This is a genomic window from Streptomyces sp. ISL-43 (assembly GCF_018614195.1).
Classification (GTDB): domain Bacteria; phylum Actinomycetota; class Actinomycetes; order Streptomycetales; family Streptomycetaceae; genus Streptomyces.
Window position 1 is genome coordinate 61,667 of record NZ_JAGGOT010000025.1, and the last position, 22,694, is coordinate 84,360.

A 22,694-nucleotide genomic window follows, 5' to 3' on the forward strand; every position below is an offset into this window, starting at 1 on the left:
CGCGCGGGGGTCAGTTCCTCACGAGGAGCAGCGCGCCCGCGATGACGGCGCCGAGGGCGACGGCGAGGGCTCCGTGGGCGAGGCGGTGGCCGCGCAGGACGGGCAGGAAGCGGTCGACGGCGTAGCGGCCCGGGCCGGTGAGCGCGAGGGCGGCGGCGCCCGCGGTGAGCAGGACCTCGTACTCCACGCCCTGCGGGGCGAAGAACGCGCCGGCCCCGTGGACGGCGATCGCGTTGACCATGGTGCCGACGACGGCGGCACCGGCGAGCGGGGTGAGGAGCCCGGCGGCGAGACCGAGGCCGCCGAGGGTCTCGGTCAGGCCGGCGAGGACGGCCATCGCATCGCCCGCCGGGTAGCCGCTGGCGGTGAAGAACTGCCCGGTGCCGCTGATGCCGCCGCCCCCGAACCAACCGAAGAGCTTCTGGGTGCCGTGGGCGGCCATGGTCAGGCCGAGGACGAGGCGCAGGAGGAGCAGGCCGGCGTCGTGGGCGGGGGTGGAGAGGGCGAGGGGCGCGGCGGACCCGGCGGGTGCGGCGGGCGGGGCGGTGGTGGTGGAGGGGCTGGTCACGAGGGGGGCCTTCCGGTCGGACGGGCTGGCAGGTCGCACTGGCGGTGCAGCCGGCAGTGAAGCCGGGGATGGTTGTTCAAATTCAAACAACCCCTTCCGACCCTAACCTCCGGTCGCACTCTGATTCAAATTGGAACGACCCGTGTAGGCTGATTCCATGGCTGAGACGAGATGGCTGGACGACCGCGAAATGCGCGCCTGGCAGGGCTTCCTGGCCGCTTCCGCCCTGGTCAACCGCCGCCTGGACCAGCAGCTCAAGGACGAGTCCGGCCTCTCCCACCCGCAGTACGAGATCCTCGTACGGCTCGCCAGGGCGCCGGACGGCGAGCTGCGCATGACGGAGCTCGCGAACGGGCTGATCAACTCCAAGAGCGGCCTGACCTACCAGGTCACCCAGATGGAGAAGACCGGCCTGGTCCGCCGCCGCACCTGCCCCTCCGACGTCCGCGGCGTCTACGCCGTCCTCACCGAGACCGGACGCGCACGGCTGGCGCAGGCCGCGCCGGGGCACGTGACCGCGGTCCGGGAGGCCCTGGTGGACGTGCTCACCCCGGAGCAGCTCGACGCGCTCGCGGACGGTCTCGGCGAGGTCAGCCGACGACTGCGGGAGCAGGGCGCCTGATGGACGCGACGACGATCTGGCTCATCGTCGCGGCGGTCGTCGCGGCCGGGCTGGCGCTCACCGCGGCCGTTCTCCTCGTTCGGGTCTTCGCGGCGCGGCGGCTGCTGCGCGACGCGGGGATCCCGCTGCGCGACAAGGCGCTGTTCTGGGCGGCCGTCGTGTACACCGTCTCGCCGGTGGACCTGATCCCGGACCCGGTGTACCTGGACGACATCGGCTTCCTGCTGGTCGCCCTGCGCTCCCTGCACGCGGCCGCGGCGACGGCGGCCCGCCCCTCGAAGCAACTCGACGCGACGTAGGCCCGCCCGGTCGCGGCGGCCGGCTCGGACCCGCCGGCCGACGAGGACCGGACCGCGGCTCCCTCAGCGGACCCCGCGCGGGCGGAACTGGACGCTGATGCGGGGGCCCACCGCGCGGGTCGTCTTGGGGACGGCGTGCTCCATCGTGCGCTGGCAGGACCCGCCCATCACCACCAGGTCGCCGTGGCCCAGCGGGAGGCGGAGCAAGGTGGGGCCGCCGTCGCGGGGGCGCAAGGCCAGGTCGCGGGGGTCGCCGACCGACAGGATCGCGACCATGGTGTCCTCGGTGGCGGAGCGGCCGATGCGGTCGCCGTGCCAGGCGACGCTGTCGCGGCCGTCGCGGTAGAGGCAGAGGCCGGCGGTGACGAAGGGTTCACCGAGCTCGGGCGCGTAGTGGCGGGTCAGCGCCTCGCGGGCCTCGGTCAGCGCGCGGTGCGGCAGCGGGTCCCCTTCGCCGTAGAAGGCGAGCAGGCGCGGGACGTCCACCGCCCGCTCGTACATCTGCCGCCGCTCGGCATGCCACGGCACGTCGGCCGCGAGCCGTTCGAACAGCGCGTCGGCGCCCGACAGCCAGCCCGGCTGGTGGTCCACCCAGGCGCCGGCGCCCAGTTCCGTACGCCGCAGGCCAGTCGTCGGGCCGGGCCGGATCTCGTCGCCCTGATCGAAGAGGGAGCCCTGGAGTGCGTGCATGGGTCCAGCCTAGCGCGTCACTCGAACATACGCTCGAACAGGACAGGGCGTCGCGGCAGCCCTGGGGGATGCGCCCAGCACCCGCGGGGCTTCAACGCCGAAGTCGCCGGCTACGAGACCGGCAGGGGCTCGGTGCAGCTCCCGTATGGGCGCGAGGCACCAACCGACGCGCTGCGCCGGATCGTCGCCCCCCGGGTGCGGGAGCACGATGTCGACGTCGTCCTGTGGATGTGGCCCCGGTCCGCGATCGTCGCTTAGCCTGCCCCAATGCGTAGAGCGGGGGGACAACAGCAGAACGTCGGCCGCCGCCAGGTCCTGAAGTTGGCGACCGGTGCGGTGGGCGGGCTCGCCCTCACCACCTCCGCGTGCGGCGCCCTCGGCGGTGCACCGGAGGAGGCCAAGCCGCCGGCTCGCAAGCCGCTGTGGACCTTGGCTCTGCTGGACAAGGACGGCAGCAGCAAGGGTCTCGACCACGCTGCGGTGGTGCATCAGGACGGCGTGGTCTACGTCAGGTCGAAGAAGGACGGGCTGTACGCGATCGACGCGGCCACCGGGCGCGAGCGCTGGTGCTCACCGTTGGCCGGCGCCCTCCCCGGTGCACCGGCCGTGACGTCGAGTGGCCGTGGCAGGCGTGCGATGGCTTCTGCTCAGGTGTGGAGGTGGCTGCTGGTGCCGTCGTGGTGGCCGGCCATCTCGTCGTTGAACCAGTAGTCGCCTGCGGCGAGGTAGCGGAAGGCGTGGGTGGAGTTGGCGGGCAGGGCGACGGTCGCGGCGCGGGTGCCGTCGCCGCGCGCGGCCAGCGGGTGGGCGTGGAGGTTCCAGTGGTTGAAGTCCCCGACCACGCTGACCGGGCCCGCAGGTGTCTCCTCGGGGAGGACGAGTCGAGCCTTCACGCTCACCCCCGGCTGAGCGCCTTCCCGCCGGGTCGGGAAACGTTTCGGCTTCGTCCCTTCGGGCGGAACCCGAGTCCGAGGTGCGGACGGCCGCCGCACCCGCTGGCACGATGCGTCAGTGAATGATCCTTTGCTCCGCGCTCGCCTGGTTCGTGTGCCGGTAAGGGATTCGCGTGCACGCGGGAGGCAGAATGCCGAGTTCCACCCCACCATCCCCCACTCCACCATCCGCTGGCCCGGCCGCCCCACAGGCCGCTCCGCCGTCATCCCGGCGGTCCCCCCGGCCTTGTCTCGGACGGCGCCTGACCGCGGTCGCCGCGGCGACCGCCCTGCTCCTGCCCGGCCTGTGGCTGATGCCTGGGCTGCCGGCCGCGGCCGCGGCCGCCGACCCACCGCCGCTGGCCATGACCGTCACCGTGAGCCTCGACTGGTTCGAGCGCTTCGAGGTCCCGGACGACGGCATCGACGAGGAGGGCGAGTTCTATCCGGAGGTGAAGATCGGGGACAACGCGCTCCAGACGGGCCGGATCGTCTCCGACGACGCTTTCCATGCCAGCACCATCCCGAACCCGTGGGTCTTCACGCAGCAGGTCACCCTCTCAGGCGGCCAGACCACGTTCCCCGTCGGCATCCAGATCAAGGACGAGGACGGCGGAACGAACTTCGCGGACGACCGGATGGACATCAGCCCGCAGAACCAGGACATCGACCTCAACCTCACGTACAACGCCCTCAACGACACCTGGACCGGCGACTCGCTCGCGTACGGGTTCATCCCGCCGGACCCGCCGTGCTTCGACCGCAGCGGGAACCCGCAGGGCCAGGTGTGCGCCGTGGGCGACGGCGACCCGAACTTCCCCAACGACGGCGACGGCAAGCGGGCCGCGGTCGGCGTGACCATCACCACGAGCAACCACAGCGATGCCGACGGGGACGGCATCGCCGACCGGTACGAGCGCTTCGGCGTGCGCAACCCGGACGGTTCGATGGCCGTCGACCTGCCGGCCCTCCAGGCGGACCCGCTGCACAAGGACATCTTCGTCGAACTCGACTACTCGGCGGGATCGCAGCCGTCCCACGAGGCGATTCAGGCGGTCGAGCACGCCTTCGCGGCGGCCCCGGTGTCCAACCCGGACGGCGCGGACGGCATCACGCTGCACGTCGACTCCGGCGGCCTGCACGACAAGACGGCCATGGAAGGCGCACCGGAAGGCACCTGCACCGACGGACTGGACAACGACGGCAAGGACGGTGTGGACGGCTCTGATCCGAACTGCAACGACCGCGAACTGGGCGTCGAGGACTTCAAGGCCACCTGCGACAACGGCATCGACGACGACACGGACGGCAGGCCGGACGACCAGGACCCGGACTGCGTCGTCGGCGACGACTTGGGGGGCGGCAACCAGATCGCGTTCCCGCTGGCCAACTGCAACCTCGACACGGAGTATCGCGACACGAAGGCGCGTAATCTGCAGCTGCTGCGCCAGAAGGCGTTCAACTACGTCCTCTACACCACTAAGGACGTCGACACCGACGGCACCGGCCCCGACACCGGGTGCGACAGCGGCGGCTACGGCAGCGGGACGGACGTCATCCTCTACCGCACCGACGCCGGGGGCCTCATGCACGAACTCGGCCACAACCTCGGGCTGGATCATGCGGGCACGGACAAGAACCCGAATTGCAAGCCCAACTACGTGAGCGTGATGAGCTACTCCATGACCGATGGCATCCCGCGCGTGGGCGGCGGAACGGTCGTCGACTTCTCCCCGGCCCGCATCACCACGTTCGGCCGGCCCCCCAGCGAAAACGAGCCGGGCCGGTCTCAGGCGGTGCTGCCTGACCTCAAGGAGGACAACCTCCACGAGAACGGCGTGCTCGACCCGCGGGACGGCGTGAACCAGTTCGTCTTCTCGGACGGTGCGGGTACCGTGCGCACCGTTCCCCTGAACCAGAACCCGGACTGGAACGGCGACAACTCGGCGGGCTTCGGCGACGACGGCGATGCACGCCAGATCGTCAACATCGACGCGACCGGCGAGAAAGACTGCGCGAACAACACCACCGACGAGTTGCTCAAGGGCCACGACGACTGGGCCCGGGTGAACACCTACATGCCGAACCGCTTCCCCAGGGCTGGCGGCGCGCCGCCCGTGAGCGAGGGCCCGCCCCTTCCGACCGCTGAGGAGGCCGCGCGGATCCGCGCGCTCCGTAACACCACCGACCTCACCGTCACCACGACCGACGCACCGGACCCCGTGGCGGCAGGCGAGCGCCTGACCTGGACGGTCGGCGTATCCAACCACGGCCCCAACTCGTCCACCTCCACGCAGGTCACCACCACCCTGCCCGCCGACGTCACCGACCCGGTCACCACCGGCCCCTGCCTGGTCTCCGGCCGGACGGTCACCTGCAACCTCAGCGAGGTGCTGCAGGGGACGCACCGGGAGTACACGATCAGCGCGCAGGTCCCGGCCGACCTGGTCTACCGCAACGGCGGCCCGAAGACGATCACCGCCACCTCGACGGTGGCCAACCTCGCAGGGCCGGACGCGCGGACGGCCGACAACACCGCCACCGCCGATACCCGGGTCATCGCCAAGGCCGACGTGTCGATCACCGACGCCCGGGCCACCAGCCCGCTGGAGGTGCTGATCGGCGAGCCCGGCACCGCCTCGATCGAGGTCACCGTGGCCAACGCCGGCCCGTCCAGCCCGGTCGACACCCTGCTGACCACCACGGCCGGCGCCGATGCCGGCGTCACCGTCACACCGGCGACGCAGACCGCGCAGCAGACGGCGCTGCGCGTGGGCACGCCGCAGAAGGCCACGTACGCGGTGCAGCTCGCGTGCACCTCGCCGGGTGTCAAGCAGGTGCGGCTCGACTCCCGCGTGGCGCTGAAGAACGCCGAGGACGTCGACCCGGACCCTGGCAACAACACCGCGTCCACGTCGTTCCGGATCGACTGCGTGGTACCCGTCGCGATCAACGTCCGGCCGGGCGGCTTCCCCAACTCCATCAACCTCAACACCGACGCCACCCTGGCCGCGCTGACCACCCGGGTCGGCGAGTACGGCCTGCCGCTGGCCTTCGACGCGACGGCCGTCGACGTGTCCCAGACGTACTGGGGCCTGCGGGAACGGCTGTTCAACACCGCCACCCCGGCCGGCGCCCGGGAGCTCCACGGCAGGGGCCACCCCGGTGACTCCTACGAGCTGGACGAGCGGACCCGCGACGGCGACACCGACCTCGTCCTGCACTTCAAGCCGAGTGAGTCGGGACTGACCCTCGCCTCCACCCGGGCCTGCCTGAAGGGCAAGTACCGGGCCGCGGGCGGACAGGTGTACACGTACCTCGGCTGCGACTCCGTGAGGGTGGTGAACTGACACCCGGCGCGGACCGGACATGCCGCAGGGCTCCCACCCCGGGGTGGGAGCCCTGCGGCATGTCGGCGACGGGCACGGCCGCCGGCGGAGGCGGCCGGTGCATGGACGACCTCCCCGCGTCCGCTGTGGATGTGGACCACCGGAAGCCCCTCGCCCTCGGCGGGGCGGACACACGGCAATGTTCAAGTGCTGTGCCGGGGCTGCCACAAGCTCAAGACGAGTACCGAATTCGGGGCCCGCTGTCGCCCCGCACGTCACCGCCTCGCACGGACCCTGACCAGGTCCACACGAGCGCGGAAGGGACGCAGTGTAGGCGCGCACGCCGTACGAGCATGACCGACTTCCCCCTCTGACCAGTTGCCGAGCTCGGCTCATGGGCAACGCTCGCGTCTGTTTGACACCGGGTCAATTGCCGTACACCCAGGGCGAGAAGGCTTCCCCTGGGCTTCCATGGGGGTTCATGTGTGCGATGCATGTCACCGGGGTGCAGGGTTCGCATGCGCTACTGTGCAACGCGTTGCAGTGGGCGGGGCGAGGGGGAAGCATGATCCGTGAGATACAGGGTCGGACCGGTCTTGGGCACCGAAGTCGGCACGGAATGACGCAAGTCGCGGCGAAGGTGGCCGCCGTCGGCCTCATTGCGGTCGTAACGCTTTCGCTGAGCGGGTGCGGGGGTGGCGACTCGGGTGGTGCGCCGGACGGCAAGAAGCCGGCCGCCGAAAAGCCGGCCGCCGCGGACCCCAAGGGCATGGGTCTGGAGATGAAGGGCGCGAACGGCGCGGTGCTCACCATCGACTCCGTGCAGCGGTACGAGGGCGGTGTGGTGACCGTCCGCGGCGAGATGCGCAACGACGGCAAGGTGGCGCTGAACACCGGCCACTGGACCGGCGGCAACGATCTGTCGCTGAAGAACGGCTACTCCTCGTCGGGTGCCTCCCTGGCAGACCTCAAGGGCAAGAAGCGCTACTACCCACTGCGGGACACCCAGGGCAACTGCCTGTGCAACCAGTTCCACACGGTCTTCCAGCCCGGCGACACGGCCCCGGTCTTCGTCCAGTTCCCGGCGCCGCCGGAGGGCACCACAGAGGTCGACTTCGCCATGCCGACCTTTGGCACCGCCCCCGTCAAGATCACGGTCGCGCAGTGAGGCCGGCGACGACGGCACGCACCGCTGCCGCCCGGCTCGCGGCCTGCGCACTCACCGCTGTATGCCTGACGACTTTCCTCGGTCTGCACGACGCCCCTGCGGCCCGTGCCGACCCCCCGCTCAGCGCCTCGCCCGAGCCGCCGCCGGTCCCGGTCGATCCGCACGCCGAGGTCCTGGAGCTGGAGAAGGGCGCGGAGCTAGCCCCTCCGGTGGTGGTCGACATCCTCTCGGTTTCCGGAGACCTGTCCGGCGACTCGGGGCGCGAGGAATCGAACGACGACATCAAGCTGACCCTCCAGTCCGAGGTCCTCTTCGCCAAGGACAGCGCGGAGCTGAGCGGCCGCGCCGACGCCCGGATCGCCGAGGTCGCCAAGGAGATCAGGGAGAACGACCCGTGGAAGGTCACGGTCCGTGGCTTCACCGACAACCTGGGGACGTACGCCCACGGCAAAACCCTCTCCACGAAGCGCGCCGAGGCCGTACACAAGGCGCTCGCCGCGGAGTTGGGTGCATCCGGGATCGCCTACGAGGTGGCCGGCAAGAGCGAGGACGACCCCATCGCGGACAACTCCACCGAGGAGGGCCGGAAGAAGAACCGACGGGTGGAGATCTCGTTCGGGCGGGGGCCGGAGGAGTAGGGCGCAATCGGTCGACGGATTGTCCCCTGCCGGGATTTCACCTCGGGACACAAGCGCGTCTTGCCGCCGATCAGGCGTTCGACGGTGTTCCGTTCCTTGCAGAGATCGGCGTCGTGGCTGACGGGCAGGCCGCCTCGTGCGCCTTCCCCCTTTCGGTTCGCGGCCTGGTCTCTCTTCTCCGAGATGACCGCCTTGATGTTGCGTTTGCGCAGGTAGGAGCGGTTGCCGCGGGACGAGTAGGCCTTGTCTGCGGCGACCGCGCCGGGCCGGGTGCGGGGCCGGCCGACGGGCAGACGGACCCGCGTCTTCCCGAGTACGGGGATGAATTGAGGACTGTCCGCGGCCTGCCCAGCGGTCAGGACCAACGCAAGCGGGCGGCATCGCCGGTGCGCGGCCAGATGAGTCTTGCTGGTCAGCCCGCCGCGGGATCTGCCGAGCAGGGCTTCCTTGAGGCGGAGCTTGCGTCCGCGCCGGACACGTCGACGCCCGGTCTGTTCTGTTCCTCCGGGCCGCGCATCACCGCCCCTTTTTGCCGGGCTTCCTCCTGCTCCCGCGCGGCCTCTTCCAGGGCCTCCATGAGATCCTTGCCGGCACGCATCCCGGCGGCGTCGTGGTGGGCGCGGACGGTAGCGGAGTCCACGCTGACCAGCGACAGGTCGGTCTCACTCCGCCGCGCGGCCTCGGCGATCAGGCCCTGTGGCGCGTTGTGGCACAGCCTCCCGCAGTACGTCGGACAAGGCGCGCGGCTTTCGCTGCTCGGCGCTGGAACGCAGGGCCTATCGCTGCGGGGCGGCGAGTTGGCGTTCGAGGGGTGTGCGGTAGCAGGGGGTGATGCGGGTGTCTGCGAGGAAGGTGGTCATGCGGTTGGTCTCCTCTTCTACGGCGGTGCGGGCCGCCTGGCCCGGATCGGTGAGGAGGGCATGGCTGATGTGTCCGTCGGGGTGTTGGGCCCAGGCGCCGACGATGTGGCCGTTTCACCAGATGGAAGATGGTGTGGTCGCCCTCGCCGACGACCTTCGGGTTGACGACGGTGCTCTGCTCCTGGGTGACGAACGACTTGACCACCTTGGTGCCGGGCAGGGCGCGCTGGAGCTGGACGCCGAGGCTGTCGGTGTCGCACGGGTCAAGCCTCGGCATCACAAATGACGAGTGACACGACCGCCCGGATGCTGCGCCTGCTGTCCCTGCTGCAGACCCGGCGGGAATGGGCCGGCCTCGACCTGGCCGACCGGCTCGGGGTGACCGTGCGCACCGTACGCCGCGACATCGACCGGCTGCGCGAGCTGGGCTACCCGGTCGACAGCGCCCGCGGTCACGGCGGCGGCTACCGCCTGGCCTCCGGCACAGACCTGCCACCGCTCCTCCTGGACGACGAGGAGGCCGTAGCCGTCGCTGTTGCCCTGCGCACCGCCGCGGGCGGACTCACCGGGATCGAGGAGACGGCCCTGCGTGCGCTGGCCAAGCTGGAACAGGTCCTGCCCCGCCGCCTGCGCGGCCAGGTCACCGCACTCCAGGGGGCCGTCGCCGGCATCACCTGGGAGGACCGCGGACCACGCGCCGACCCCGCCCTCCTCGCCGCGCTCGCCGTCGCGTGCCGAGACCACGAGATCATCACCTTCGACTACAGCACCCGCTCCGGCGCGACCGCGGCCCGCCGCGTCGAGCCCTGCCACCTGGTCGCCTCGGGCAGCCTCTGGTACCTCCTTGCCCACGACGTCACCCTCGCGGCCCTGGGCGCCGACTACACCCTCGATGCCGACCCGCAGGTCATCCGCCACCTCCACGACACGGCCTACCGCACCCTGCGCGCCACGGGATGAAGTCCGGACAACGCAGCAGGCCCAGGTCGCCGACCCGGGCCTGCTGCGATGACCGGTGGCTACTTCAGGTAGGGGCCGGCGGCTCCGACCTTGCCGGGCGCGGCGCCCGCGCCGGGGAGGTCCAGGACGTAGACCCGCAGGTTGCCCTTGCCGGGGGCGGCGACGGACAGCTTGCCGTCGGTGACCGTCCGGACGTCGCCGGTGACCGCGTCCTTGTACGTGCCGTTGGGGATGCCGGTGTACGCGGCACCGCCGGTGACGGTGACGAGGGCGAAGCTGTCCTGCCCGGTCGCCGCGTCGGTGTAGCGGCGCTTGAAGGCCATGCTCCCCGAGATGCCCTCGGTGGAGTACTGGCCCATCTGGAGCGCGGGGACGGCCCGGCGGATCTCGTTCAGCCGCTGGAGGTGTTTGACGAGCGGTGATTCGAGGGTGGCGGCGACCGCTCCGGTGGCGGCGCCGACCTTGGAGAAGCCCGCCGCCGTGACCGAACCCGCGATCTTGTCCCCGTAGTACGCCCGGCCGGTGGTGGCGAGCGGGCACGTCGGGCCGCAGTCGATCTGCTTGCCGGCCTGGAACTCGATCTCGGAGCCGTAGTACAGGGTCGGGATGCCGCGGAAGGTCCACATCAGGGCCATGTTCTCGGCCCAGGCGTCGGTGCCACCGGCGTAGCGGGTGGACGATTTGCCCGGGCCGAAGTCGTGGCTTTCGACGTAGACGACGTTGTACGTGGCGTCGTTGTAACTGTCGTCGGAGTCCTTGCCGTTCTGGAAGGCGTTGTTCGCGTCACCGAAGTTCATGTGCATGCGCATGTCGATGACGTTCATGCCGGAGGACCTGGCATGGTCGGGGGCGTGGTAGAGGTTGCCGCTCAGGAAGGCGTTGTTGCTGGTGGGCTGCTTGGCCGGGTCGTTGTCGCCCGTGTACTGCTGGACGGCGGCGGTGGCATCGTCCGCGCTGTACGTCGCGGACTCCTTCCAGGTGTAGTACTGGGCCGACTGGTTGGCCGAGCCCCGGTTCCACTTGTCGTTGACGAAGGAGCCGACTTCGCCGAAGACGTAGAAGTCGTTCGCCTTCTGGGCACCGAACTGCTGGGCCACGCGGCTCTGGATGGCGGGCAGGAAGCGCCGGTTCCAGGTGACGCGGGGGATGTGCACGGCGGTGTCGACGCGGAAGCCGTCCACTCCCATGTCGATGTACTTGTCGTAGGCGCCGATCAGGTAGTTCTGGACCGCGGCGTTCTCGGTGTTGAAGTCGGCGAGGTCCTCGTGGATCCAGCACGAACGGGCATCCTCGCCCTCCCAGTTGCCGATCCAGCACTGGTGGAACAGCGCCTTGGGGAACATGCCAGAAGTGGGGTTCGGCCACTGGCAGTTGTAGATCGTGTAGCCCTCGGCGCTCTTGTACTGGGTGGCGGCTCCCCAGTTGACGCAGGTGTTGCCGACCGGTTCGGCGGTCGACCAAAGGTCGCCGTTGTAGTAGGACTTGCCGCTCTTGGGGTCGACGGTGAGGCCGTCGTACTCGAAGCCGGTCTGCTTCTCGTCGTAGTACCAGGACCACTGCGCGTCGCGCACCCCGTAGACGGTGGGCGTGAACAGGCCTTTGGCGCCCCAGCGGGAGCTGTGGTTGTAGACCACGTCCTGGTAGATCTTGACACCCTTGGCGTGCGCGGCGTTGATCAGGTCCTGGTAGGAGGCTCCGGCCGATTCCAGACGGGGGTCGACCTTGTAGAAGTCGTAGCCGTGGTAGCCGTGGTAGTCGTAGTCGGAGCGGTTGAGGACGACCGGGGTGATCCAGATCGCGGAGAAGCCGAGGGCCTTGACGTAGTCCAGCTTCTCGACGAGCCCCTTGAAGTCCCCCCGGAACATGGGGTCGTTGTTGGCCGCGTTCCCGGACTTCACGTTCTGGCTGCCGCCGCGGTTGTTGGCGGCGTCACCGTCGTTGAAGCGGGCGGTGAGGACGAAGTAGATCGGATCCTTGCGGGGGTCGCCGCCCAGCGGCGCGGACCCGGCCGGGGCCGGAGGCCGGGTTCCCGTGGTGGCGGCGGCCTCGGCGGAGGCGGGCGAGAGGTTCCCCGCGGCGTCCACGGCCTTGACCGTGTAGGCGTAGGCGGTCCGCTCCTCGAGGCCGGACTCGGTGAGGACGGTGGAGGTGGTGTGGGTGACGACGGCGCCCTTGGTACCGCCGGTGCGGGTGACCTGGTAGCCGCTCACGCCCCGGTCGTCGGTGGCGGCGTCCCAGGTCACGACCATGGACACGTCGGTGGCGGCGGCCTGGGCCCGGGTGGGCGCGGTGGGCGCGGTGGTGTCGGGGACCACGGCGGCACAGGGGTCGGCGGCGTTCGCGGTGACCCGGGTGTCCTTCACGGTGGACACGCCCGTACCGAGGGCGTAGTTGCTGCCGTTGTTGTTGTCCCAGATGCCGTTGCCGTTGTTGAAGGTCGCGGCGAGTCCGGCGGCCGAGCCGAGTGCGACCGTCTTCTTCACCCAGCCCGTGCAGGCCGGGTCCATGCCGGTACCGGGGACGGTGGTCCAGGATCCGCCCGTCGGCGCCCAGTGCAGGTTGACGGTCGACCAGCCGACCGTGGTGGTCGAGTAGTAGACAGTGGCGGTCGCGCCGGTGCCGCCGCCCGTTCCGGGGTCCGCGGCGCACGGGTCGCTGTGCGCCACCACCCCGTCCTTGACGGTGATCGCGCCGGTTCCCAGGGCGTAGTTCTTGCCCCCGTTGTTGTCCCAGGTGCCCTGGCCGTTGTTGAAGGTCGCCTGCAGGCCGGCGGCCGAGCCGAGGCTGACGGTCCTCTTCACCCAGTCGGTGCAGGCGGCTTCCATTCCGGCGCCGGGCACGGTCGTCCAGCTTCCGCCGTCGGGCGCCCAATGCAGGTTGTACGCAGTCCAGTTGCGGGTCTTGGTGTAGTAGAAGACCGTCGCCGTGTTGTCGGCGGCGGCCACCGCGGCGGCTGTCGCCACCCGCGCGCCGGAGGCGGCGGGGGCGCCGACGGCCGGCAGCGCGGCCGCCGGTATCGCCGCCAGACATCCGGCGACGGCCAGAGCAAGAGCCGTCGGCCGCCACCTGAGGCGTGATCGTGCGCGTGATCTCAAGGTCTGCTCCTCGAAGCGGGGCCAACAGCCCTGCGGCTTCGCGGCATTGAAAACTTGCCGCAAGGTTTTGCGGGGAGGTTACTGGCGGTGTCACCAGCACGTGAAGCCCTCGTGAGCCAGAAATTTCGCCACCTTCCACGCCCCGGGGCGCCACCGGCCACCCCTTTCGGATGAAGGGGCGCAATCCCTTGCAGAAATTTTCCCGACGGCGGTCGGGGCGCGGAAACGCCGAAGCCCGGTCCGGCGCGATGCCGGACCGGGCTTCGGTCGTCAGCGAACCACTCGGCCCGCGATCACTCCGGGCAGCCTGACGCCCTAGCGGCTGCCGCGCAGGGTTTCGATCTCGCGGCGTTCGCGCTTCGTCGGCCGGCCGGCGCCACGGTCGCGGATGCCGACCACCGCCGCCTCCACCGGGGTCGGCGGCGGCGGGCTGTTGTCGATCAGGCATTCGGCGGCGACCGGCGGGCCTACCCGCTTGGTCACCGGGCGCCGGACCACCACGATGCGTTCCCGCCCCGCGTGGAACAGGCGCACCTCGTCCCCAGCGCGCACCGATTGCGCGGGCTTGGCCCGCTCCCCGTTGACCCGGACGTGGCCCGCACGGCACGCCGCAGCCGCGATCGCCCGCGTCTTGGTGAGCCGGACCGACCAGATCCACACGTCGACCCGCGCCGACCCCGCACCCGCGCTTCCCTCTTCAGCCATACCCCGACTCTAGCGATCCGGACCGGGCGAACCGGAATCAGTTTTGGTGCTTACGACAAGAGACATGGCATCTGCCATGTACATCATCCCAATAGAATTGCAAATGCTGGCTGGTTCCCCCTACCTTGTGGCACATGCAGTCCTACACCATCGGTCAGGCGGCGCGCCTGCTGGGCGTCAGCCCGGACACCGCACGCCGCTGGGCCGACGCCGGCCGAGTCTCGACCCACCGCGACGAGAGCGGCCGCCGCCTGATCGACGGCCGCGCCCTGGCCGCCTTCTCCATCGAGGTGGGCCAGGGCGCCCACACCGAGGACGGGGAGACCTACACGTCGGCGCGCAACGCCTTCCCGGGCATCGTCACCGCCGTCAAGCTCGGCGACGTCGCCGCCCAGGTCGAGATCCAGGCGGGTCCCCACCGCCTGGTCTCCCTGCTCACCCGCGAAGCCGTCGAAGAGCTCGGGCTGGAGGTCGGCATGCGGGCCACCGCCCGCGTGAAGTCCACCAGCGTGCACATCGACCGCGCCTGAACCCCGTACCCCGGGACCGGCGCCCTGGCACTCCCCCGGCCGCAGGCCCGCGCACGCGCCCGCGCCCGGTAGTCCACCCGACACTTCCGCTCAGCACCACGCGCCCCCACCCGCTCCGCCCGTCACCGGCGCGGGTCACCACCGCGCGGACCCGGCACCAGCCCGGCCGCCGACCCGACCGAGGAGCACCAGCCCATGTCCCCGACCCGGCCCCCGAACCGCCGTCGCGGCGCCGCCCTCACCCTGACCGCCGCCCTCCTCGTACCGGCGCTCGCCGCCTGCGGCAGCGGTGACGAGAAGAAGAACGACGCCACCGGCGCCACCCCCGGCGCCTCCGCGTCCGCCGAGCCCAAGGCCGCGGAACTGACGGTGCTCGCCGCGTCCTCCCTCACCGACGTCTTCAAGACCGCCGGTGCCGTCTACGAGAAGGCGCACCCGGGCACGAAGGTGAAGTTCTCCTTCGCCGGTTCGCAGGAGCTCGCCGCCCAGGTCAAGCAGGGCGCCCCGGCAGACGCGCTGGTCACCGCCGACACCAAGACCATGGACGGCCTCAAGGCCGAGGTGAACGACCCGGCGGTCATCGCGAAGAACCGCCTGGTCGTCGCGACCGGCAAGGGCAACCCGTTCAAGGTCGCCGGTCTCAAGGACCTCGCCGACACCAAGATCAAGGTCGTGCTGGCCGCGCCCGAGGTCCCCGTAGGCCGCTACAGCAAGCAGATCCTCGACGCGCAGAAGATCGAGGTGAAGCCGGTCTCCCAGGAGCCCAACGTCCGCGCCGTGCTGAGCAAGATCGAGCTGGGCGAGGCCGACGCCGGTCTCGTCTACAAGACGGACACCGTCAAGTCCGGTGACAAGGTCGTCGTCGTGGACATCCCGGACGCCGAGAACGCCGTGGCCTCCTACCCGGCCGCCTCGCTCAAGGGCTCCAAGAACGCCGAGGCCGCAGCCGCGTTCGTGGCCTGGCTGAGCACCCCGGAGGCCCAGAAGATCCTCCAGGACGCGGGCTTCCAGAAGGCGTGACCGGCCTTCGGGTGCGATGACGTGGGGGGGCTGCCCGGTCCGGGGGACGGGCAGCCCCGCTCCGCGTGTCCGGCACGCGGACGGATCCGGTACCGCCTCCCACCGCACTACGCTTCACCCGCCGCCACAGCTTCCCCAACCAGGAACCCACATGAGCCCAGTCCGTACCCGCCGCGCCCGGCCCCCCGTGGCCCTCGCGATCCCCGCACTGCTCGCCGTGGCGTTCCTCCTGATGCCCCTGCTCGGCATCCTCGCGCGGACCCGGTGGAGCGACCTCGCCACGCACCTCACCAGTCCCGGTGTGGTCGAGGCGCTCAGGCTCTCGCTGCTGGTGTCCCTGTGGGCGCTCGGCATCTCGCTCGTCCTCGGGGTGCCGCTGGCCTGGCTGCTGGCCCGCGTCGAGTTCAAGGGCAAGGCGCTGGTGCGTTCGCTCGTACTGCTCCCGATGGTCCTGCCGCCGACCGTCGGCGGTGTGGCCCTGCTGCTCGGTTTCGGCCGGCGCGGGCTGCTCGGCCCTTGGCTGGAGGGCACCTTCGGCGTCACGCTGCCCTTCCACACCTCCGGTGCGGTCCTCGCGGCCACCTTCGTCGCGATGCCGTTCCTCGTGATCAGCCTGGAGGGCGCGCTCGGCGGGCTCAAGCAGAGCTACGAGGAGACCGCGGCTTCTCTGGGCTCCACGCCGGTCCGCGTGTTCTTCACGGTGACCCTGCCGATGGTCGGCCCCGGCCTGATCGCCGGCGCCGCGCTGACCTGGGCCCGGGCGCTCGGCGAGTTCGGCGCCACCATCACCTTCGCCGGCAACCTACCCGGCACCACCCAGACCCTGCCGCTCCAGGTGTACCTGCTGCTCCAGGACCAGCCCGAGGCCGCCACCTCCGTGTCCCTGCTGCTGCTCGCGATCGCGATGGCCGTACTCGTCGCCCTGCGCGGGCGGTGGACGGGCACCCCCGCCACCCGCCGTGACGCGCCCGAGTCGCCCGTGGTCGCCGACGAGGCCCCCGGCCCGGAGACCGCGGGTCCCGCGAGCCCGGCAGCACCGTCAGCGGGTGCCGCCGACCCGGCCTCCCCCGGCTCCCCCGCCTCCCCGCCCGGCGGCGGGCACTGGCCGCTGCACGCCACCGTCACCGGTTTCAACGAGCTCACCCTCGACGCCGAACCCGGCACCACCATCGCCGTCGTCGGCGAGAACGGCGCGGGCAAGACGACCCTGCTGCGCGCGCTCCTCGGCCTGACCCCGCGCGCCCACGCCGACCTCAGGCTCGGCGACGCCGACGTCACCGCGCTGCCCCCGCACAAGCGGCAGGTCGCGTGGGTCCCCCAGGACGGCGCGCTCTTCCCCCACCTGACCGCACTCGCCAACACCGCCTACGGGCTGCGCGCCCGCCGGGTGCCGCGCGCCGAGGCCCGCGCGGAGGCCCAGGCCTGGCTGGACCGGCTCGGCGTCGGCCACCTCGCCCGCCGCAAGCCCGCCCAGCTCTCCGGAGGTCAGGCCCAGCGCGTCGCCCTCGCCCGCGCGCTCGCGGCCCGCCCCCGGCTGCTGCTCCTCGACGAGCCGCTCGCGGCCCTCGACCAGACGACGCGCGCCCACGTCCGGCACACCCTGCGCACCCACCTGGCCGGCTTCGGCGGGGTCTGCCTGATCGTCACCCACGACCCCGTCGAGGCGGTCTCCCTGGCCGACCGGGTGCTCGTACTCGCCGACGGCAAGGCCCTCCAGGACGCGCCGCCCTCCGAGGTCACCCGGCATCCGCGTTCCCCGTGGGTGGCCCGGATGCTGGGGCGCAACGCGTGGCCCGGCACGGCGTCGGCCCACGGCCTGGAGCTCGCCGGCGGGGGCCGTCTCGTGGTGGCGGAGGCGCTGCCCGAGGGGGCGCAGGCCCTCGCGATCATCGCCCCCGAGGCGGTGTCCGTGCACCGGGACCGCCCGGGCGGCAGCCCTCGCAACGTCTGGCCCGGCACCGTACGGGAGATCACCTCGGTCGGCAGCCGGCTGCGCGTGCTGATCGGCTCGGCGCGGACGCCGGACCTGGTCGCGGAGATCACCCCGGAGGCGGCAGCCGAGCTGGGCATCACCGACGGCGCCGAGGTGTGGACCAGCGTGAAGGCCACCGAGGTCACCCTCGTCCGCCTCTAGGTCGTCCGGGGCCGTCCCCGGAAAACGGGGTGACCAGGGATCTTTTCGCCACGTAGCGTACGTTTCATGGACCCGCTCACCGACCGACAGATCCGCTCCTCCTTCGTGAACTGCACCAAGGGCGAGGCCGCGCGCCTCAAGCTGCCGACGGACTTCGCCGAACTCCCCTGGGAGGACCTCGACTTCCTCGGCTGGGTGGATCCCGCCGCCCCGCTGCGCGCCCACATCGTGCGGCCCGGCGGTGATGGCGGCGCCGTCGGCATCTCGCTGCGGGTCCCCGCCGCGAACCGCGTGGGCGGCTTCAAGTCCAGCATCTGCCAGATCTGCCTGACCGGGCACGCCTCCTCGGGCGTCACCCTCCTCGTCGCCCCGCTCGCCGGAGCCCGCGGCCGCGAGGGCAACACGGTCGGGACGTACATCTGCGCCGACCTCGCCTGCTCCCTGTACGTCAGGGGCAAGCGGCAGCCGAAGCTGAAGGCCCGGGGCTACGAGGAGACGCTGACCGTGGGCGAGAAGATCGAGCGCGCCCTCGGCAACCTCGACGCCTTCACCGCCAGGGTCACCGGCTAGCCGGCAGCACGGCGAGCCAGTCGCCCGCGGCGCCGGCGTCGGCGCCGATCAAGGTGCGACCGGTGTGCGGGGCCGGGAGGACGACAACGCCCTCGGTGCGGCCGGCCTCGAAGCGGGGGCGCCCAGCGTGATGACGGCGGCCCGTTCGCCGGTGGTCCGCCGGAAGTCCGCCAGGAGGCGCAGCCGCAGGGCGGCTTCCTTGCGGTCGACCACCCGCGGCGCGTAGGGCTGTACGACGGCCACCGCGCCCGTGCCCGCTTCCCGGGCGGCGGTCGCGAGGGCGGTCCGTGCCGGCGCGGCCGCCGCCGAGATCCGTGTCACGGCGAAGGGCCGCTCCGCCATCGCCGGGAGCGGGAGGCTGATCTCCCGCCAGCCGGTCCAGTCCGCGACGGGCCCGCGCAGGGTGGCGACTCGCCCGTCTGCGTCGGTGACTTCCACGACGGGCCCGGCGCCGGAGCCGTCGCCGTTCACCTGGAGGGAGAGCGAGCGGGCCGGCTCGTACGGGGAGCGGCCGGGGCGGAGCCGCGGCGGCGGGCCCGCCGCCGGCGGGCAGCGAGTGGGCGAGCCCCCGGCCCGGTGTCCTTTCCCGGGCCCGGCGCCCGGGCCGGTCCACCGCCCGGCGTCCTGCAGATCCGCGAGCGGATGGTCCGACAGGCCGACACCCAGCGCCAGTTCGGTCGCGTCCACCGAAGCTCCCCGCACGGAGGCGCGCAACTCCGCGGTGGCCTGCGGGACTCGCGCGGTCACGATGAACCGACCGCGCCCGTGGTCGGTGACGCTCCACCGCGAACGGTCGAACTCCAGGGCCACGTCCCGGGGTTCGATCACGGCGGCGGCGCCTTGCGCGTCGTGACCGGGCCGAGGGCGCTGTCGTGGGGGGGCGGCTTTGAGGGTCCGGCTCAGGCCGGGGAAGGCGCGCGCGGCGCCGCCGACGGGGTCGATCCGGTACCCGGCCGCCCGGCCGGAGCCGGCCGGCGCGGTCAGGACGAGGCCGTTGGGGACCGGGCGCGGCCTGCCGTCGGACGGGGAGTCTCCAAGGTCAGGCCGGCTCCCCCGTCAGCGCGGCGAGCAGGGTCGAGGAGCCGCCGCCGTCCAGGTTGAGGGCGTCGTAGGCGCCGAGCCGGTGCACCATCCGGCCCGGCGTCGTAGGCGCCGAGCCGGTGCATCATCCGGCCGAGCGCCGTCAGCGTCAGCCCGCCGCTGTCGCGCCGGCGGCCGTCGACCGTGACCACGCGCAGCCGTCGGCCGTCGCGCGAGAAGCCGAGGGCGGTACGCGGGTCGGCGGCGTTGTTCGGCTCGCCGTCGTGGTCCTGCGGCACCCCGACTTCGCACTCCAGCGCTGTACGTCCTCGTCGTGGCCGAGCATTCAGCGAACCGACCGTGCGCGGACTCCACCCGGCGAGATCCTGGCCGCAATCGAGCGCGGCCCCATCAGCAGACAAACCGCAGGTCAGAGTTCCAATTCGACGCCGAACCCGCCCGAGTCCGAGGCCGGGTTAGGAGCAGGAGCCGGAACCCGGTCCGGGTTCTCCCGGTCCAAGGCACCCGTGTCCGGGGTCGGAACGGGGTTCGGCTTGTCGGGCTTCTGCTCGCAGTACACCTTGCCCTGGTAGAACTTGCAGCCCGGCATGTTCTCCACGTCCCGAGGCTTGTTGTTCTTCTTGCCCTTCGGCCTGTCCTGGCCGCCCCGCTCGTTTTTGTCGGCCGTGCCCTCGTGACCACTCTTCGCAAAGTCGACGTCACCGGCTGCGAACGCGGTTGCCTCGGTAGTGTGCGGCGCGGCCTGGGCGGCGAATGCACTGGTGGGCACCAGCGCGCCTCCCGTGACGAACGCGGCCGAAATGGCGAACATCGCGAATCGCTGCTTCCGGGAAGTGCGAGCCATGAGAAATTCTCCAGTGAGAGGCGGCGAAGGGGGAGATTCCAGGAGACGAAGGACGAAATGTCTCTTTTACCCTCTTGTTAAGAGCCTGACCGCGGGACTTCATGAGGCTGTCCGTCGACCGTCACGGGCGTGTAACAGGGCACGTCCGCCTGCGCTGGCACCTCTGTCCGGACAGGAGTGGGCGGACGGCGGCTACCCGGACGCGGGAACCGAGGACAGCGCCGGCCTGCCGGACATGCTGATGGGCCTGGCCGGCTTCGTCGAGATCCCACTCCTGCTCGCCATGGGCATCGTCTCCTCACGATCCATTTCGTGCACAAGCTGACGGCTCTGCGGACCGGCAGGGCCGCGCAGGGCCCGTACGCGGCCCGGTAAGCAAGTGGCTGCCGCCCGTGCCCCCGGGCCCTACGCCTCACCGGGCGCCGGGCGCCTGGGCGCGGCGGACCGTGCCGCCGGGCCGCGCCCTGCGGGGGCTCACGGGTCGGGGGCACCGGGGTCCGGGCGGCCCGGGACGGCGAACTCGCACCACACGCACTTCCCGCCGCCCCGCGGCTCGACGCCCCAGGCGTCCGCCAGCCGGTCCACCAGCATGAGGCCGCGCCCCGACACCGCCCAGTCGTCCGCCTCGCGCCGCTGCGGCAGGGCGCTGCTGGTGTCCTCGACCTCGATCCGGATCCGGCCCTCCGCGGTCAGCCGCATGCTGATGTGGCCGACCCCGTCGGTGTGCACCAGCGCGTTGGTCATGAGCTCGTCCGCCGCCAGTTCGATCCCGTCGCACTGGTCCCGCGCGCCCCACGCCGCGACCGCCGCCCTGATCAGGTGGCGGGCCATCGCGGGGGCGTCCGGGTCGCCGGGGGTCAGGGTGTGGCTCAGCGGGCCCCCGCCGCGCTGGGCCGGGGTGCCCCGGCGGCGCAGTACGAGCAGGGCCATGTCGTCCCCGCCGCCCGAGTCCCCGACCAGCTCGCACAGGACGTCGGCTAGTTCCTCCACGTCGGCCGGGCCGTCCCGGACCGCTTCCATGAACTCCCGCATGCCGGTGTCCCAGTCGCCGTCGGGCCGCTCGGTCAGGCCGTCCGTGCAGAGCAGCAGGGTGTCCCCGGGGTGCAGTTCGAGACTGGTGACGGGATATCCCGTCCCCCCGGCGAACCCGACCTCGGAGTACGCGCCGGGACCGGCGGGGGAGCCGGCACCGGGGCCGGACGGCTCGCGCGCCGGGAGGCCCAGCGGCAGCCCGCCCACCACCTGGACCCGGTGGCAGCTGCCGTCGCCGCGCCGCACCACCGGGTCGAGGTGCCCGGCGCGGACCAGCCGGGCCATGCCGGTGGTGAGGTCGATGTCCGCGTACGTGCACGTGGCGAAGCGTTCCGTCTCCAGTTCGCGCAGGAAGGCAGAGGCCCGCGCCATCGCCGCGCCGGGGGTGTGCCCCTCGGCGACGTAGGCGCGCAACGCGATGCGCAGCTGGCCCATGACGGCGGCGGCGTCCGTGTCGTGCCCCTCCACGTCTCCGATCATCACGCCGACGCGGCCCTCGCCGAGCAGGATCACGTCGTACCAGTCGCCGCCGATGTCCCGCCCCATCCGGGCGGCCCGGTACCGTACGGCGATCCGCGCCCCCGCCACCTCCGGGATCCGGCGCGGCAGCATGGCCCGCTGCAGGCCCTCGGCGAGGTCGTGCTCCTGCTCGAAGAGGATGGCGCGCTGGAGGCTCTGCGCGATGCCGCTGCCGAGCGCCATCAGCACGTTGCGCTCCTCGGCGGTGAAGTAGTCATCCCGCGTGTAGAGCAGGCCGAGCGCGCCGATGGGCCGGCCGTGGGCGATCAGCGGAAGGTAGACCCCGCTGCGGACGGCCAGCGGCTCGATGTACGGCCACAGCAACGGGTAGTGGTTCTGGAACTCCTCGCGGGAGCCGAGGTACACGGGCCGCAGCGTCCGTACGGCCTCGCTCATCGGCAGCGCCGCGTCGATCCGCGTGTACTCGATCTCCGGTACGTACGAGCCGAGCCGGCCCTCCGCGACCAGGTGGATCCGTCCGCCGTCGACGACGCCGAGCATGACGCTGACCGCGCCGAGATGACCGAGGGCCTCCGGGTCCTTGAGGATGTCGGTGACGTCGTTGACCGTGCGGGCGTGCGCGAGGATCGCCGTGGTCCGCTCGACCACCCCCGTCAGCCGCCGCCGGCTCTCGTCCCGCTCCCCGCCGGCTCCGGGCTCGCCGGGATCGTTCGCGGCGTCGCGGATGATCCCGATGATCCGGTACGGGCGCTCGTGCTGGTCCCGCAGGATGTGGCCCTGGATGTGGGCCCAGCCCGGGGAGCCGTCCCGGGCGCGGCTGCGGACGTAGGCCCCGTAGTGACCGCGGCCGGCCTTGAGCGCCTGCGCGACGCGCGCGTCGAGCCGGGCCTCCTCGCCGGGCGCGAGGCGGGCGCGCAGCCCGGCGGGGGTGCCGGTGAACTCTTCGGGGCGCAGGTCGAGGACCTCGAGGGCGGTGGTGTCCAGATACATCTGCCCGCTGTCGAGGTTCCAGTCGAAGGTGCCCATGCGGTTGAGCGCGAGGCTCGTGTCTGTCCGGGCGGGCCACTCGACCTGTGGGGTCAGTCCCCTCTCGGCCACACCTTCAGGGTGCCACTCTTCGGCCGGCCGCGCCGGGCCGGACGGGGGCCGGACGGCCTCCCCGTCCTCCCGCCTTCCC

The 22,694-nt window shown here is 71.9% G+C and carries 20 protein-coding genes and 3 pseudogenes; 12 read left to right on the forward strand and 11 right to left on the reverse strand.

Going from position 1 to position 22,694, the window contains the following annotated elements:
- Positions 1-10: 10 nt before the first annotated feature.
- Positions 11-568 carry a DoxX family membrane protein gene (locus J7F03_RS14710; RefSeq protein ID WP_214949580.1) on the reverse strand — a complete coding sequence of 186 codons (558 nt, stop codon included), beginning with the start codon at positions 566-568 and terminating at the stop codon, positions 11-13.
- 157 nt (positions 569-725) lie between these two features.
- Here J7F03_RS14710 and J7F03_RS14715 point away from each other — a divergent pair, with 157 nt between their 5' ends.
- Together J7F03_RS14715 and J7F03_RS14720 are read left to right on the forward strand one after the other, a co-directional pair.
- Positions 726-1,190 carry a MarR family winged helix-turn-helix transcriptional regulator gene (locus J7F03_RS14715; protein WP_214949581.1) on the forward strand — a complete coding sequence of 155 codons (465 nt, stop codon included), beginning with the start codon at positions 726-728 and terminating at the stop codon, positions 1,188-1,190.
- On the forward strand, positions 1,190-1,489 hold the full coding sequence (locus J7F03_RS14720; RefSeq protein WP_214949582.1) for a YkvA family protein: 300 nt from the start codon (positions 1,190-1,192) through the stop codon (positions 1,487-1,489). Before J7F03_RS14715 ends, J7F03_RS14720 begins: the two co-directional genes overlap by 1 nt.
- A gap of 63 nt (positions 1,490-1,552) precedes the next feature.
- Here the strand turns inward: J7F03_RS14720 and J7F03_RS14725 are convergent, their stop codons facing one another.
- The gene (locus J7F03_RS14725; RefSeq protein WP_214949583.1) at positions 1,553-2,179 is read right to left on the reverse strand and encodes an alpha-ketoglutarate-dependent dioxygenase AlkB; all 627 of its coding nucleotides are present in this window, start codon (positions 2,177-2,179) and stop codon (positions 1,553-1,555) included.
- A gap of 132 nt (positions 2,180-2,311) precedes the next feature.
- Between J7F03_RS14725 and J7F03_RS41990 the strand changes: the two genes are divergently transcribed.
- Together J7F03_RS41990 and J7F03_RS14730 are read left to right on the forward strand one after the other, a co-directional pair.
- Positions 2,312-2,437 (forward strand): hypothetical protein, encoded by a 126-nt coding sequence (locus tag J7F03_RS41990; RefSeq protein WP_285440452.1) that lies wholly within the window; start codon positions 2,312-2,314, stop codon positions 2,435-2,437.
- A gap of 9 nt (positions 2,438-2,446) precedes the next feature.
- Positions 2,447-2,890, forward strand: a complete 444-nt coding sequence (locus tag J7F03_RS14730; RefSeq protein ID WP_214949584.1) for a PQQ-binding-like beta-propeller repeat protein — start codon at positions 2,447-2,449, stop codon at positions 2,888-2,890.
- Here J7F03_RS14730 and J7F03_RS14735 read toward each other — a convergent pair.
- The gene (locus J7F03_RS14735; RefSeq protein ID WP_214949586.1) at positions 2,827-3,078 is read right to left on the reverse strand and encodes an isoamylase early set domain-containing protein; all 252 of its coding nucleotides are present in this window, start codon (positions 3,076-3,078) and stop codon (positions 2,827-2,829) included. The two genes, J7F03_RS14730 and J7F03_RS14735, sit on opposite strands and share 64 nt — an antisense overlap.
- Before the next feature lie 347 nt (positions 3,079-3,425).
- Here J7F03_RS14735 and J7F03_RS14740 point away from each other — a divergent pair, with 347 nt between their 5' ends.
- The 3 genes from J7F03_RS14740 (at position 3,426) to J7F03_RS42345 (ending at position 8,246) form a co-directional block, all read left to right on the forward strand.
- A complete protein-coding gene (locus J7F03_RS14740) occupies positions 3,426-6,461 on the forward strand; it encodes a CARDB domain-containing protein (protein ID WP_214949588.1) in 3,036 nt (1,011 codons plus the stop codon).
- Positions 6,462-7,059: 598 nt separating this feature from the next.
- Positions 7,060-7,608, forward strand: coding sequence for a hypothetical protein (locus J7F03_RS14745; protein WP_251071936.1), 549 nt, complete (start codon positions 7,060-7,062; stop codon positions 7,606-7,608).
- The gene (locus J7F03_RS42345; protein ID WP_214949590.1) at positions 7,605-8,246 is read left to right on the forward strand and encodes an OmpA family protein; all 642 of its coding nucleotides are present in this window, start codon (positions 7,605-7,607) and stop codon (positions 8,244-8,246) included. Before J7F03_RS14745 ends, J7F03_RS42345 begins: the two co-directional genes overlap by 4 nt.
- Before the next feature lie 68 nt (positions 8,247-8,314).
- On the opposite strand, the pseudogene J7F03_RS14755 reads toward J7F03_RS42345, so the two are convergent.
- Positions 8,315-8,943: pseudogene (locus tag J7F03_RS14755) on the reverse strand (transposase); the annotation flags it as partial.
- A gap of 445 nt (positions 8,944-9,388) precedes the next feature.
- Here J7F03_RS14755 and J7F03_RS14760 point away from each other — a divergent pair.
- A pseudogene (locus tag J7F03_RS14760) lies at positions 9,389-9,973 on the forward strand (helix-turn-helix transcriptional regulator); the annotation flags it as partial.
- A gap of 152 nt (positions 9,974-10,125) precedes the next feature.
- On the opposite strand, the gene J7F03_RS14765 reads toward J7F03_RS14760, so the two are convergent.
- Positions 10,126-13,161: a carbohydrate binding domain-containing protein gene (locus tag J7F03_RS14765; protein ID WP_214949594.1), complete on the reverse strand. Its 3,036-nt coding sequence runs from the start codon at positions 13,159-13,161 to the stop codon at positions 10,126-10,128.
- A 315-nt stretch (positions 13,162-13,476) separates the two neighbouring features.
- A complete protein-coding gene (locus tag J7F03_RS14770; RefSeq protein ID WP_214949596.1) occupies positions 13,477-13,866 on the reverse strand; it encodes an RNA-binding S4 domain-containing protein in 390 nt (129 codons plus the stop codon).
- Between the two features lie 134 nt (positions 13,867-14,000).
- On the opposite strand from J7F03_RS14770, the gene J7F03_RS14775 reads away from it, so the two are divergent.
- From J7F03_RS14775 to J7F03_RS14790, 4 genes are all read left to right on the forward strand, one after another.
- Positions 14,001-14,396, forward strand: a complete 396-nt coding sequence (locus J7F03_RS14775; RefSeq protein WP_214949597.1) for a molybdopterin-binding protein — start codon at positions 14,001-14,003, stop codon at positions 14,394-14,396.
- A gap of 195 nt (positions 14,397-14,591) precedes the next feature.
- Positions 14,592-15,416, forward strand: coding sequence for a molybdate ABC transporter substrate-binding protein (modA, locus tag J7F03_RS14780; RefSeq protein ID WP_214949598.1), 825 nt, complete (start codon positions 14,592-14,594; stop codon positions 15,414-15,416).
- Positions 15,417-15,567: 151 nt separating this feature from the next.
- Positions 15,568-17,550 carry an ABC transporter permease gene (locus J7F03_RS14785; RefSeq protein ID WP_214949599.1) on the forward strand — a complete coding sequence of 661 codons (1,983 nt, stop codon included), beginning with the start codon at positions 15,568-15,570 and terminating at the stop codon, positions 17,548-17,550.
- A 66-nt stretch (positions 17,551-17,616) separates the two neighbouring features.
- Positions 17,617-18,120 (forward strand): FBP domain-containing protein, encoded by a 504-nt coding sequence (locus J7F03_RS14790; RefSeq protein WP_214949600.1) that lies wholly within the window; start codon positions 17,617-17,619, stop codon positions 18,118-18,120.
- 48 nt (positions 18,121-18,168) lie between these two features.
- Here J7F03_RS14790 and J7F03_RS14795 read toward each other — a convergent pair whose 3' ends face one another.
- The 5 genes and pseudogenes from J7F03_RS14795 to J7F03_RS14815 form a co-directional block, all read right to left on the reverse strand.
- Entirely contained in the window at positions 18,169-18,948 is a 780-nt protein-coding gene (locus tag J7F03_RS14795) for a hypothetical protein (RefSeq protein ID WP_214949601.1), read from the reverse strand.
- Between the two features lie 211 nt (positions 18,949-19,159).
- Positions 19,160-19,252: a phosphodiester glycosidase family protein gene (locus J7F03_RS14800; RefSeq protein WP_214949603.1), complete on the reverse strand. Its 93-nt coding sequence runs from the start codon at positions 19,250-19,252 to the stop codon at positions 19,160-19,162.
- A 19-nt stretch (positions 19,253-19,271) separates the two neighbouring features.
- Positions 19,272-19,439 (reverse strand): annotated as a pseudogene (locus J7F03_RS42645) (phosphodiester glycosidase family protein); the annotation flags it as partial.
- 131 nt (positions 19,440-19,570) lie between these two features.
- Positions 19,571-20,005, reverse strand: coding sequence for a hypothetical protein (locus tag J7F03_RS14810; RefSeq protein WP_214949606.1), 435 nt, complete (start codon positions 20,003-20,005; stop codon positions 19,571-19,573).
- Positions 20,006-20,479: 474 nt separating this feature from the next.
- A complete protein-coding gene (locus J7F03_RS14815; protein WP_214949617.1) occupies positions 20,480-22,543 on the reverse strand; it encodes a SpoIIE family protein phosphatase in 2,064 nt (687 codons plus the stop codon).
- Between the last annotated feature and the right edge of the window lie 151 nt (positions 22,544-22,694).